This window comes from Bradyrhizobium xenonodulans (genome assembly GCF_027594865.1).
GTDB classification, from domain to species: Bacteria; Pseudomonadota; Alphaproteobacteria; order Rhizobiales; family Xanthobacteraceae; genus Bradyrhizobium; species Bradyrhizobium xenonodulans.
Genome location: NZ_CP089391.1, coordinates 329,852 through 342,332, shown reverse-complemented (window position 1 = coordinate 342,332; position 12,481 = coordinate 329,852). Strand labels below are relative to the sequence as shown.

Genomic DNA, 12,481 nt, shown 5'->3' with positions numbered 1-12,481 from the left:
TCAAAGCTTAAGCTGCAGCCGATCGGCAACCCGTCGGGCGATCTCCGCCGGTGCCTCGTCCGTGTAGGGGTGCACCGAGCTGACATTGATCTCGCCGAGCACGTAGCTGTCGCTCCCGTCCGCCTGGACGGGGCCGAGCATGAAGTCCGCATCCCAGATGGCTGGGAAGTCATCCCGGGCAATATCCAGCAACGAGGTTAGCTGCGGCGTCCACTCGTCTTCCATCAGCCGGCGCAGCCGCTGGAAGCGCGGGTCGGCGTTGGACGTGTAGAGCCGCGGCCCGGCCCCCGCACGTGCGGCCGGCGAGTCGACCAGGGCCTTGACCTTGTGATGGCCGAAACCCGCGCACCGATCGCCAGCCATGTAGCAGCGCACGACGCCTTCGCTCAGGCGAGGCTGGAACGGTTGATCGATCACGCTGCCGTTCTCGAAATACTCCGCGCAGCGACGGAGAAAATCATCCAACGTCAGTTCCTCGGGCGCGTCCTTGGTCGCGTCGAGCACCCTGATCATGGGGAAGGTCGGCAGCCTCTCGACCTTCCAGACACCCTGACCACCGTTACCCCGGTTGCGCTTGATCACGCGCGGACCGGCGGCAAGCCGCGTCGACAACTCGGCGCGCATCGCTTCGGCGGTTTGATAGAGTGCTGTGTCGCTTCCCCACGCCATCGAGCGGGTGTGGTAGAGTACCTCCTTGGTACCCATCTTGAGGATGACGTCCGGATGAGCACTGACCCAGACACCCCGGAGGGCGACATCGCGCAGCAGGGCGTCAAGGCCGGCACGACTTCGACCATCCTGGATCGGGTTGACCCAGACGAGTACGCCGTCCACCGCGAGCAACTGCTCGCGGACCTCTTCGGCAAAGCTCTCGTCGTAGGTCACCGGGCGTGCGTCGACGCCGACGGCGGCCAATGCTTCAAACACCTGGACGAAGCGGCTGTTTCGTGGGGAGGCGTCCCGGCGCGCGGCGGCGTCGCCTCGCGAGAGAATGGCGATTGACCGTTGAGAATTGGGTTGTCGTTCCGTGTCCATGCGCAAGCTCCACGTGTTGCGTGCTGCGCAGATCTTGGACCGAAGTCTCGCGGGGAGTCTGCTTGTCCCCGTCAAGACAGTCTATGTGAGATCGTTCGGGCGCTTCAAGAGGTGGTAGGGAGCGTAAAGCAATTTCATGCGGTCCAGGTCCGCCCGACGCCGCGACAGCCAGGATTTCTACGGCCGGCGCCAATTCGAGAAGATTCTTCTTCCGGCCCGCGCCACGCGCGAATGCCCGGATTGCAACCTCCGGTTCCGGCGATAAGCCGCTTCCTTCCCGGCGGGAAATTCAAGTAAGCTTCCGGTCAGGGACCGGAGCGACTGTGCAGGGCGCGCAACGCAACTCGCTGAAACTGTTGCAGTGGATGATGGCGGCATCCCTGGCGCTGCCGATTGCACTGTTCGTCTTCACTTCCACGATCTCCTACACCTCGACGAGGAACATTGCCGACCGCGAGATCGAGCGCACGCTCGACGTCGCGCATGAGCATGCGCTCAAGGTGTTCGAGACCATCGACCGCAGCCTTGCCGAGATCAACGAGGTCGTGCGCGGCCTTCCCGACGACGTCATCCGCTCGCGCGAACCGGCGCTGCACCGTCGCCTGAAACGGCTGGCTGATTCGCTGCCGCAGCTCAAATCGGCCTGGATCTTCGACGCGAACGGAAAGGCGCTGGTCAACAGCCTCGCCTCGCCGCCACAGGATCTGAGCTTTGCCGACCGCGATTATTTCTACGCCCATGTCGACCAGAGCATCGGCACGTTCATCGGCGCCTCGCTGACGCCGCGGCCGCCCTATCAGGGCGCGCGCTTCTTCGGCGTGAGCCGGCGGCGCGAAACCGACGACGGCAGTTTCGTCGGCGTGATCCAGGCTTCCGTCCTGCCGGAATATTTCGAGAGTTTTTATGCCAGGATCGGCTCCGATCCCGGCAGCTTCTTCGCGATGGGGCGCACCGACGGCGTGCTGCTGGCCCATTTTCCGCAGGCAGACAGTGATCTCCGGCTCGATCCGACCGGGCCGGTTGGCCGGGAGATCGCCGCTCACCCCCAGCGCGGCCTGATGACCATCGCCTGGCCGTCGGACGGGATCGAGCGCCGCATCGGCTACCGGCGCGTCGCCGAATATCCGATCTATGTCAGCGCGGGGCTCGAGACCTCGGCGATCCGGGGGCGCTGGTTCGCCACCATGGGCCAGCATCTGGTGTTCGGTGTGCCCGCCACCGCACTGCTGTTCGTGCTGCTGGCGTTCGCGTTCCGGCGCACCCAGCACCTGCAGGCCGAGGCCGCCGCGCGGCGCGAGGCCGAGGAGGCGCTCAAGCACAGCCAGCGTCTGGAAGCGCTCGGCCAGCTCACCGGAGGCGTCGCGCACGACTTCAACAACCTCCTGACCGTGATCCGCGCCTCCGTCGATCTGTTGAACCGGCCGCAACTGACCGAGGAGCGGCGCCAGCGCTACATCACGGCCATTGCCGATGCGGTGGCGCGCGCGGCCAGGCTGACCTCGCAGCTTCTGGCGTTTGCACGGCGCCAGACCCTGAAGCCGGAGGTGTTCGACGTCGCCGAGCGGATGCAGCGGCTGCATGACATGCTCGCCACGCTGCTGGGCCCGGCGATCGAGATCGCGATGCAATTGCCGGCGGAGCCGTGCCTCGTCAACGCCGATGCCAGCCAGTTCGAGACAGCACTGATCAACATGGCGACCAATGCGCGCGATGCCATGCACGGCAAGGGCCGGATCGTTTTCAAGGTCGAGGCCGCGATCACCGTTCCAGACACGCTGGCCCAAGGCTCGAGCAATGCCTCGAGCAATGTCTCGGGCAGTGTCTCGAGCGGTGTCTCCAGCAACCATGGCTTCGTCGGCATCACCGTCAGCGACACCGGCATCGGTATTCCCGCCGCGCGACTCGAACGCATCTTCGAGCCGTTCTTCACCACCAAGCAGGTCGGTCACGGCACCGGTCTCGGCCTGTCCCAGGTGTTCGGCTTCGCCCGGCAATCCGGCGGCGAGGTGACGGTCACGAGCGAGGTCGGACAGGGCAGCACGTTCTCGCTCTTTTTGCCGCGCGTGCCGCCGGACCTGCTGCCACAGCGGCAGGCGCCCAACACGGCGCCGGCGGTCGCCGGCAGCGGCATGTCGGTGCTGCTGGTCGAGGACAATATCGAGCTCGCCAATTTCGCGGCCGACGGCCTCACCGAGCTCGGCTTCAGCATCACCCTGATCGACAATGCAACCGATGCGCTCGCCGAGCTGGTCATGGACGCGGAGCGCTTCGACGTCGTGTTCTCGGACGTGGTGATGCCCGGGATGACCGGGCTCGATCTGGCGCGGGCGATCCGCGACCGCGGCATCGGCGTGCCGGTCGTGCTGACCAGTGGCTACAGCGAGGCTCTGTCCCAGGAAGGTGCTGCCGGCTTCGAGCTCGTGCAAAAGCCCTATTCGGTCGAAGAGCTCTCGCGCATCCTCCACAAGGCGGCCCGGCTGCGCCGCGTGCGGGGTGGCGCCGCCGAGTGATTCGGCGCGGAACCGAAGGGAACCGTTTGATTTCCTTGGCGTTGTCGACTCATGCACAAGCCGGCCGCAAAGCGCGAACAGGGCAAGAAGCCGCCCATTGTCGAGATCAAGGGCGAAACCGGCGATGAGGTCGTGCCGCCGCCTCCGGAAGTCATCGAGCCTGACCCCGAACTGTCGCCCGAAGAGGCCGAGCAGGCGCGCAAGGACTATCTCCTCACCCGGTTCTGGATCAGCGCGCGCGGCTTCTGGGGCCGCAACGGTGACCGGCTGGCCTGGCTCTACTCGATCGGCCTCGGCGCGCTGATCGTCCTGACCGTCGGCTTCCAATACGGCATCAACGTCTGGAACCGCGCGATCTTCGACGCGATCGAGCAGCGCGATGCGGCCACCGTCTTCCATCTCACCGCGGTGTTCTTTCCGCTCGCGATCGGCAGCATCGCGCTCGGCGTGATGCAAGTGTTCGCGCGGATGGGCATCCAGCGGCGCTGGCGGGCCTGGCTGACGGCGAGCGTGCTGACGCGCTGGCTGACCAACGGTCGCTACTACCAGCTCAACCTCGTCGGCGGCGACCACAAGAATCCGGAATACCGCATCGCCGAAGATCTGCGCATCGCGACCGATTCGCCGGTCGATTTCCTCGCGGGCGTCACCTCGGCGCTGCTCTCGGCCGCGACCTTCATCGTCGTGCTCTGGACCATCGGCGGCGCGCTCACCGTCACGCTCGGCGGGTCGGCCATCACCATTCCCGGCTTCCTCGTGATCGCCGCGATGCTCTATGCCGCGATCGCATCCAGCTCGATCATGGTGATCGGCCGGCGCTTCGTGCAGGTGTCCGAGGACAAGAACCAGGCGGAAGCCGATTTCCGCTACACGCTGACGCGCGTGCGTGAGAACGGCGAGAGCATCGCCCTGCTCGGCGGCGAGGAGGAGGAGCGCGGCGGCATCGACCGCAACTTCACCAGCGTGCTCAGGCAATGGGCGCGGCTCGCCGGCCAGCACATGCGCACCACGCTGGTCTCGCAGGGATCGAGCCTTGTTGCTCCCGTGGTCCCGCTTCTGCTCTGCGCGCCCAAATTTCTCGACGGCAGCATGACGCTCGGACAGGTGATGCAGGCGGCCTCCGCCTTCACCATCGTACAGAGCGCGTTCGGCTGGCTGGTCGACAATTATCCGCGGCTGGCCGACTGGAACGCCTGCGCCCACCGCATTGCCTCGCTGATGATGTCGCTCGACGGCCTCGAGCGCGCCGAGCAGGGTGACGGGTTCGGCCGCATCAAGCGCGGCGAGACCAGCAACGACGCCATACTGGAGCTGAATGATCTCTCGGTGACGCTCGACGACGGCACTGCGGTCGTCGGCGAGACCGAGGTGGTGATCGAGCCGGGTGAACGGCTGCTGGTCGCCGGTGAATCCGGCACCGGCAAGAGCACGCTTGTGCGCGCCATCGCCGGGCTGTGGCCATGGGGCGGCGGCAGCGTCAATTTCCATCCCGACCGGCGGCTGTTCATGCTGCCGCAGCGGCCTTACGTGCCCTCCGGCAGCTTGCGCCGTGCGGTGGCCTATCCCGGCGCCGAGGACGACTGGACCGTCGAGGAGATCGGCGAAGCCCTGCACAAGGTCGGCCTCGATCACCTCAAGGAGAAGATCGAGGAAGAAGGCCCCTGGGACCAGACATTGTCCGGCGGCGAGAAGCAGCGTCTCGCCTTCGCGCGGCTGTTGCTCCACACCCCCGATATCGTCGTGCTGGATGAGGCGACTTCGGCGCTCGACGAGAAGAGCCAGGACAAGATGATGAAGATGGTCACCGACGAGCTGCCGAAGGCGACCATCGTCAGCGTGGCGCATCGCATCGAACTGGAAGCCTTCCACAGCCGCAAGATCGTGCTGGAGCGCCGCAAGGGCGGCGCCAAGCTCGTCAGCGACATCGACCTGATCCCACGCAAGGGCAGGCGGAAGCTGCTCGGCCGCTTCCTGCGTCAGCGCAAGGCCCCGCCGAAAAAGGCGGCGTGAGCGCCGTTGGAGTCGCCGGCAAAACCGGCTATGCATGCGCCGCTTGCAACGAGGACCGCCTGCTTGACGACCGATAATGCCCCTTCGTCCGCGCCGTTCGGCGCGTTTGCGCCGAATGCGGCGCAGGCTGCGATCATTCGCCTCGCACAACAGTCCGGGCTGAAGCGCGGTGCGTTTCGGCCGTGGATGTCGCGGCTGGTCAATCTGCTGCGCGGCGGCCCGGTCGACGTGCAGTACCAGGGCGCCTCGTTCCGGTTCTATCACCAGGGCAGCGCGACCGAGCGCGGCGCGCTGTTCAATCCCGACTACAATCTCGATGAGCTCGACTTCCTGCGCCAGCACACGCAAGCGGGCGGCACGTTCGTCGACGTCGGCGCCAATGTCGGCACCTTTGCGCTGGTGATGGCACGGCAGGTCGGCCCCAATGGCAAGGTGGTCGCGATCGAGCCGCATCCGATGACGTTCGGACGGCTCGCGTTCAACCACGCCGCGTCGAAGGCAACGCAGGTGCGCCTGGTGCAGGCCGCCGCCGGCGACAGTGACGGCGAGCTGATGATCGAAAGCGGCGGCGGCAATCTCGGCGCCACGCACGTCGTCACTGGCACGGCCAGCACGGATGCCATCAAGGTGCCGTCGCTGCGCTTGATGCGCATTCTCGACGAGGCCGGCGTCGGCCAGGTCGATTCGCTCAAGATCGACGTCGAGGGTTTTGAGGACCGCGTGCTGATCGGCTTCTTCCGCGACGCGCCGCAATCGCTATGGCCGCGCGCAGTGGTGATCGAGCATCTGTCACAAAACGAATGGCAGCAGGATTGTATTGCGGACATGGTCGCGCGCGGCTTTGCGATCGTGCGCAAGACGCGGAGCAATACGTTCCTGTCGCGCTGACGGGAGCGAACAACGGAGGCTAGCGATGATCGACCATTTGGGTTTCTCCGTCTCCGACTATGAGCGCGCGAAAGCGTTCTACGCCAAGGCGCTGGCGCCGCTCGGCTACAGCCTGGTCATGGAGGTGACGGCAGAGCAGACCGGCCACGCCGCCGCCGCAGGCTTCGGCGCCGGCGGCAAGCCGGACTTCTGGATCGGTGGCGAAGGCGCGATGAACAAGCCGGTGCATGTCGCCATCGCGGCGAAGGATCGCGCCACGGTCGACGCCTTCTACCAGGCCGCGATGGCGGCCGGTGGCCGCGACAACGGGGCGCCCGGCATCCGCCCGCATTATCATGCGAACTACTACGGCGCGTTCGTGCTCGACCCCGATGGCCACAACATCGAGGCGGTCTGCCACGCGCCAGCATAGCCGGATTGAGGCCCAGCAGGCGCGGGAACATCGGCGCGACATCATCGTTGTCGTTCTCCGACAACTGCACGAAGACGCCGATGCCGATCGAACCGCCCGAGATTCCACCATCGACGCCCGGCACGCCCGCCGAGCCGCCGCCGGGAATCCCGCCGGGCGGTCCGCAGCCTGAAATTACACCGCCGGTGCGTGAGCCCGGCTCGCCACCGCGGCCCGACGAATTGCCGGGCCGCATGCCTGAAGAGATTCCATCACGCGGACCGAACGGACCGCTCACGCCGAATCCCGCGACGGATGCGAGTTCGCTGCGGGATCACATATGAGGCGGGCGATCACATGTGAGGCAATTGCAACCTGCATCTGAATGCGCAATGAACGTCATCGTCATGAGGTGATTTGCGTGCAGAAATAAATCGGGCCGCGACGTCTTCGCCCGCCACATTCCGGCCTAACGCGTAGCTGTTCATCAAAGCACTTCGTCAAAGAACCTTCCGGGGAAGTTCAACACCATGACCAACCTTCGTTTCGTGCTGCTTGCAACGACGGCTCTGACCGCGATGCAATTCGCAAGCTCCGCATCGCATGCGCAAAGCGCGCCGCCGCTCGTGGTCGCGCAGGCGCAGCCACAACCAGAGAATGACAAATCGAAGCAGCCTCCGAAGGAAGCGCCAAAGGGAGCGCCGCCCGCTGCGCGTCCGGCCGCGCCACCTCCTCCGGCCGCGGCACCGCCTGCAGCTCCCGCGCGCCCGACCGCGCCGCCGCCCGCGGCTGCACCTCCGCATCCGCCCGCCCCGCCGCCGCCGGCTGCCGCGCCGTCACGTCCGACACCGCCACCTCCTCCGCCCCCGCCAGCGGCGCGTCAGGCACCCACACCGCCGCCCCCGCCGCCAGCCGCTCCCAAGCAGCCGTCGCCGCCTCCGGCCGCGGCGCCCCAGCAGCACGCGCCGACACCACCGCCCCCGGCCGCGCAGCAACACACGCCGACACCGCCTCCCGCAGCAGCTCCGCCTGCCGCGCGTCCCGCTCCGACTCCGCCGGCAGCAGCAACGCCGCCCTCAGCAACACCCGCACGCCCGGCGCCGACACCTACGGCAACGCCGTCGCCTTCACCGGCTGCACCTGCGGCACGCCCCGGCGCGACTGCTACGCCCGCCCCGACGGCAACACCTTCGCCGACCGCAACGCCGGCTCCGGGTGCTGCGCCCGGCACGCCGCCGGCTGGTCGCCCCGGCACACCGCCGCCCGGCGGACGTCCCGGCGCACCTCCGGCTGCGGGATCGCCATCGCCGGCTCCCGGTGCCACGCCCGCTCCAACGGCCACGCCGGCGCCCGGTGCTGCTCCGACGCCGCCGCCCGGACGTCCCGGTGCGGCACCGACACCCGCCCCCGGCACGACGCCGGCCCCCGGCCAACAGGGTGCAACGCCTCCTGCTGGCGCGCCCGCTGCCGGGACTCCGGCGGCGCCGCCCCAGGCCGGCGGCGTCCCGCCCCGGCCTGCGGCTCCCGCCGGCGCAGCGGCACCGACCGTCGTCCCTGGCTCGCCAGCCTCAGCACCTCCGCCAAACAGGGCGCAATACGCTCCGCCGACGGTCGCACCGGCCTTCCGCGCCGCGCCGACGGTCGCGGCCCCCTTGCCGCCGCCGCCGCGTCCGCAGCAGCGTGACCTGACGCCGCTCGCGATCGGTGCGGGCGTGGTGGCCGGTGCCGTGATCGGCGCGACCATTGCCGACATGCACAGCCAGCGGCGTGAAGTCGTCGAAGGCGGCCGCACCGTCTACACCGAGCCGGACCGCATCATCATCCGCGATCCGGGCGGGCAGGCCTATGTCCGCGGCAACGATCTCTATCGCTTCCGCTATGGCGCCCGCGACATCCGCACCGACACCGTCGGCGGCGAGACCCGCACCGTCGTGGTCCGTCCCGACGGCAGCGAGATCGTCACCGTGGTCGGCGCCGACGGCTCGCTGCTGCGGCGAATCCGCAGGGACCCCCGCGGACGCGAGATCGTCATCATCGACAACAGCTACCGCGATCCGCGCGCGGTCGGCGGCTTCTATGTCGACGCGCCGCCGCCGGTCGTGAACATTCCCTACGATCGCTACATCGTCGATGCCCAGGAGGCCTCGCCGCAGGTGATCTACGAGACGATGCGGGCCCCGCCGGTGCAGCGAATCGATCGGCGCTACTCGCTTGACGAGATCCGCTACAGCCCGAACGTTCGCATGCAGATGCCGAGCATCGACGTCAACTCGATCAACTTCGAGACGGGATCGTGGACCATCCCGCCGGAGCAGGCGGCCCGGCTACAGGCGATCGCCGACGGCCTCAACCAGGCGATCCAGGCCAACCCGCAGGCGGTGTTCCTGATCGAGGGGCACACCGACGCGGTCGGCAACGACGTCGACAATCTGTCGCTGTCGGACCGCCGTGCGCAGGCCGCGGCAGAATTGCTCACCCAGCAATTCGGCGTGCCGGCGGAGAACCTGACGTCACAGGGCTATGGCGAGCAGTACCTGAAGGAGCAGACGCAGGGGCCGAGCGCGATCAACCGCCGCGTCACCGTCCGCAACATCACGCCGCTGCTCAATGGCGGCCAGGCCAACGCGGCACCGCCGCCGCGCTGAGGCGAGACGTACAAATGCAAATGGCCGGGAGTGATCCCGGCCATTTTTGTTTTCGCCGTTGCGCGCGAGGTTGCGGCACGGCGTGAACTCGTAGGATGGGCACGCTTCGCTTTGCCCAGCCTGCGAGAGCCGCCTCAGCCTTTGTCGCTCTCCAGCCGGAAGATCTGCGAGCCTTCGCTGCCCGACAGCAGGCCGGTGTCGGTGTAGAGCTTCAGCTTCGTCCGCGTGTCGGCGATGTCGAGGTTGCGCATGGTGAGCTGGCCGATGCGGTCGGCCGGCGTGAAGGCGGCGTCCTCGACCTTCTCCATGCTGAGCCTTTCAGGCGCATAGGTGAGGTTGGGGCTCTCGGTGTTGAGGATCGAATAGTCGTTGCCGCGGCGCAGCTCGAGCGTCACCTCGCCGGTGACGGCGCGCGCGACCCAGCGCTGCGCGGTCTCGCGCAGCATCAGGGCCTGCGAGTCGAACCAGCGGCCCTGATAGAGCAAGCGGCCGAGGCGCATGCCGCTGATACGGTATTGCTCGATGGTGTCCTCGTTGTGGATGCCGGTGACGAGGCGCTCGTAGGCGATGTGGAGGAGCGCCATGCCGGGCGCTTCGTAGATGCCGCGGCTCTTGGCCTCGATGATGCGGTTCTCGATCTGGTCGCTCATGCCGAGGCCGTGACGGCCGCCGATCGCGTTGGCTTCGAGGAACAGCGAGACGGGATCAGAGAAGGTCTGGCCGTTCAGCGCTACCGGCTGGCCTTCCTCGAACCGCACCACGACCTTCTCGGCCTTGACGTTGCAGTCGTCACGCCAGAACGGCACGCCCATGATCGGGTTGACGATCTTGATGCCGCTGTCGAGGCTTTCGAGATCCTTGGCCTCGTGCGTGGCGCCGAGCAGATTGCTGTCTGTCGAATACGCCTTCTCGGCGCTCATCTTGTAGGCAAAGCCCTGCGCGGTCATGAACGCCGACATCTCGGCGCGGCCGCCGAGCTCGTCGATGAACTGCTGGTCGAGCCAGGGCTTGTAGATGCGCAAGGATGGATTGGTCAGCAGGCCGTAGCGGTAGAAGCGCTCGATGTCGTTGCCCTTGAAGGTCGAGCCGTCGCCCCAGATGTTGACGCCGTCTTCCTTCATCGCCGCGACCAGCATGGTGCCGGTGACGGCGCGGCCGAGCGGCGTGCTGTTGAAATAGGTGATGCCGCCGGTCGAGATGTGGAAGGCGCCGGACTGGATCGCGGCGATGCCCTCGTGGACGAGCTGCGTGCGGCAATCGACCAGCACGGCCTTCTCGGCACCGAACGCTTCGGCCTTGCGCGGGATCTCGTTGTAGTCGGCCTCATCCGGCTGGCCGAGATTGGCGGTATAGGCGTAGCAGCGCGCACCCTTCTGCTTCATCCAGAGCAGCGCCGCGCTGGTGTCGAGGCCGCCCGAAAAAGCGATGCCGACTTTCTCACCCTTGGGGAGGCTTTTCAGGATCGTGGTCATGGCGCTTCCAATCGGGGCTCAAGGGCTGATGTCAGGGGTGAACTTGACCGCGCGAATATCAAATTTCGCACGCCTCGGCACCCCTTTAATGGCTTAAACGGACGGTTCGGCGCTCGTCTTGCGGCCGAACAGGCGCTGGCGGAGGCGGTAGGCGGGCATGTTCAGCCGGGTCAGGGCGGCATCGACCGCCGCGTCCGAGAACCGGGTCTGCGGCCAGCGGTAGATCAGCGCGTAGGCGAGCCAGATCACGACGAAGGTGACGAGGCCGGCAATCGAGACGTCGGTGAAGAAGTGGCCGCCGAAGGCCATCCGCAGCCCGCTGGTGACCACACCGAAGATCACCGCACCGGCATAGGCGAGCGGCCGCCACGCCGGCGGCGCCAGCGCAGCCGGCGCCAGCGTCCAGAACGCGGTCGCGCCCTCGCCCGAGAAGAACGAGCAGTTGCGGGCGCAGTCGCCGCGCGGATCCCACCACGCCACGAATTGCTGGTCGCCCGCGAACTGCGTCACCACGACCGGCCGCGGCCGGCCCCAATAGGTCTTGAAGGTGAGATTGGTGAGGATGCCGGCCGACAGAATGATGGTGACCAGCAGGAACACGATCGCGCGCCCCGACACCATCAAGGGACGGTCGGGCCGGATCATCTTGACCACGAGCGCGACCAGCGGAGGCAGCACGAACGCCCAGGCAACCCACATCGCAGCATCCCGCGCGAAGCCAGCCCAGTCGTTCAGCTTGAGCGGAAACGTCTTCGTCTCGGGATCGAAGAACAGCGCGGCGAGCTTGAGATCGAGCTCGGGATAGAGGCCGAAAATGCCGCCGATCACGAGCCACAGCGCCAGGCCGATGAAAAGTCCAGTCCGGTTCATGGCGCGCGGTTTAGCGGAGTGGAGAGGGGATGAAAACCCCGGGGGGAGGGTAAGCAAGTCACCGCGCATCCGGCCGCGAATTCGACGGCAGCGGCGGAGGCGGCTTGCGAGGAGGCCGCGGGATGCGCCAGTTGCCGGCATTGCGGCCGGCGATCAGCCAATAGACCATGCCGGCGACGATGCCAGCGCCGGTCATGATCTCCAGGTGACGCCGCACGATGCCCTCGAACTGCAACGTGTCGGAGTGGAAGGGAACGAGACCTAGATAGCAGGCGAGCCCGACGAGGCCGCCGCCGACGGCATAGGCCAGCGCGCTACGGATGTAGAGCGCTTCGGTGATCGCAACGATCACGGCCGCCGGCACCAGGGCAAAGCCAGAGACGAAGATGAAGCCGAAACCAAGCAGGATGTCGATCGCACCCTGGTCGACGGGACCCGCGCCGAGATCGGCAAACTCCGGAAACAGCAGCGCGACGACGACGATCATGCCGCCGACGAAACAGGCGGCGAGGAAGCCGATGAAGATGACGACGAGGCGGCCGATCAGGGACATCGCGTCCCCCTCTCCGTCATTGCGAGCGCAGCGAAGCAATCCAGAAATGCATCCGCGCAGGCAGTCTGGATTGCTTCGTCGCTGCGCTCCTCGCAATGACGAAGTCG

General features: G+C 67.1%; 10 protein-coding genes. 6 read left to right on the top strand and 4 right to left on the bottom strand.

What is annotated here, in order from left to right; translation table 11 throughout:
* The gene (locus tag I3J27_RS01625) at nucleotides 1-1,035 is read right to left on the bottom strand and encodes a Cj0069 family protein (protein ID WP_270164401.1); all 1,035 of its coding nucleotides are present in this window, start codon (nucleotides 1,033-1,035) and stop codon (nucleotides 1-3) included.
* Nucleotides 1,036-1,358: 323 nt separating this feature from the next.
* Here I3J27_RS01625 and I3J27_RS01620 point away from each other — a divergent pair, with 323 nt between their 5' ends.
* The 6 genes from I3J27_RS01620 (at nucleotide 1,359) to I3J27_RS01595 (ending at nucleotide 9,479) form a co-directional block, all read left to right on the top strand.
* A complete protein-coding gene (locus I3J27_RS01620; protein ID WP_270164400.1) occupies nucleotides 1,359-3,545 on the top strand; it encodes a hybrid sensor histidine kinase/response regulator family protein in 2,187 nt (728 codons plus the stop codon).
* A 51-nt stretch (nucleotides 3,546-3,596) separates the two neighbouring features.
* Nucleotides 3,597-5,555: an ABC transporter ATP-binding protein/permease gene (locus tag I3J27_RS01615; protein ID WP_270164399.1), complete on the top strand. Its 1,959-nt coding sequence runs from the start codon at nucleotides 3,597-3,599 to the stop codon at nucleotides 5,553-5,555.
* A gap of 63 nt (nucleotides 5,556-5,618) precedes the next feature.
* Nucleotides 5,619-6,443, top strand: a complete 825-nt coding sequence (locus I3J27_RS01610) for an FkbM family methyltransferase (RefSeq protein ID WP_270164398.1) — start codon at nucleotides 5,619-5,621, stop codon at nucleotides 6,441-6,443.
* A 25-nt stretch (nucleotides 6,444-6,468) separates the two neighbouring features.
* A complete protein-coding gene (locus I3J27_RS01605) occupies nucleotides 6,469-6,855 on the top strand; it encodes a VOC family protein (RefSeq protein WP_270164397.1) in 387 nt (128 codons plus the stop codon).
* Nucleotides 6,856-6,935: 80 nt separating this feature from the next.
* Nucleotides 6,936-7,178, top strand: coding sequence for a hypothetical protein (locus I3J27_RS01600; RefSeq protein ID WP_270164396.1), 243 nt, complete (start codon nucleotides 6,936-6,938; stop codon nucleotides 7,176-7,178).
* A gap of 186 nt (nucleotides 7,179-7,364) precedes the next feature.
* Nucleotides 7,365-9,479 (top strand): OmpA family protein, encoded by a 2,115-nt coding sequence (locus I3J27_RS01595; RefSeq protein WP_270164395.1) that lies wholly within the window; start codon nucleotides 7,365-7,367, stop codon nucleotides 9,477-9,479.
* 134 nt (nucleotides 9,480-9,613) lie between these two features.
* On the opposite strand, the gene argG is transcribed toward I3J27_RS01595, so the two are convergent.
* The 3 genes from argG to I3J27_RS01580 form a co-directional block, all read right to left on the bottom strand.
* Nucleotides 9,614-10,951: an argininosuccinate synthase gene (gene argG, locus I3J27_RS01590; protein WP_270164394.1), complete on the bottom strand. Its 1,338-nt coding sequence runs from the start codon at nucleotides 10,949-10,951 to the stop codon at nucleotides 9,614-9,616.
* A 93-nt stretch (nucleotides 10,952-11,044) separates the two neighbouring features.
* Complete coding sequence (locus I3J27_RS01585) at nucleotides 11,045-11,821, bottom strand: phosphatase PAP2 family protein (protein WP_270164393.1); 777 nt, start codon at nucleotides 11,819-11,821, stop codon at nucleotides 11,045-11,047.
* Between the two features lie 58 nt (nucleotides 11,822-11,879).
* Entirely contained in the window at nucleotides 11,880-12,374 is a 495-nt protein-coding gene (locus tag I3J27_RS01580; RefSeq protein WP_270164392.1) for a hypothetical protein, read from the bottom strand.
* Nucleotides 12,375-12,481: the final 107 nt, after the last annotated feature.

Bases quoted from the DNA above. Each gene is read 5' to 3' on its own strand.
- argG (WP_270164394.1), bottom strand. From the start codon at position 10,951: ATGACCACGATCCTGAAAAGCCTCCCCAAGGGTGAGAAAGTCGGCATC.
- I3J27_RS01580 (WP_270164392.1), bottom strand. From the start codon at position 12,374: ATGTCCCTGATCGGCCGCCTCGTCGTCATCTTCATCGGCTTCCTCGCC.
- I3J27_RS01605 (WP_270164397.1), top strand. From the start codon at position 6,469: ATGATCGACCATTTGGGTTTCTCCGTCTCCGACTATGAGCGCGCGAAA.
- I3J27_RS01600 (WP_270164396.1), top strand. From the start codon at position 6,936: ATGCCGATCGAACCGCCCGAGATTCCACCATCGACGCCCGGCACGCCC.
- I3J27_RS01585 (WP_270164393.1), bottom strand. From the start codon at position 11,821: ATGAACCGGACTGGACTTTTCATCGGCCTGGCGCTGTGGCTCGTGATC.
- I3J27_RS01615 (WP_270164399.1), top strand. From the start codon at position 3,597: ATGCACAAGCCGGCCGCAAAGCGCGAACAGGGCAAGAAGCCGCCCATT.
- I3J27_RS01595 (WP_270164395.1), top strand. From the start codon at position 7,365: ATGACCAACCTTCGTTTCGTGCTGCTTGCAACGACGGCTCTGACCGCG.
- I3J27_RS01625 (WP_270164401.1), bottom strand. From the start codon at position 1,035: ATGGACACGGAACGACAACCCAATTCTCAACGGTCAATCGCCATTCTC.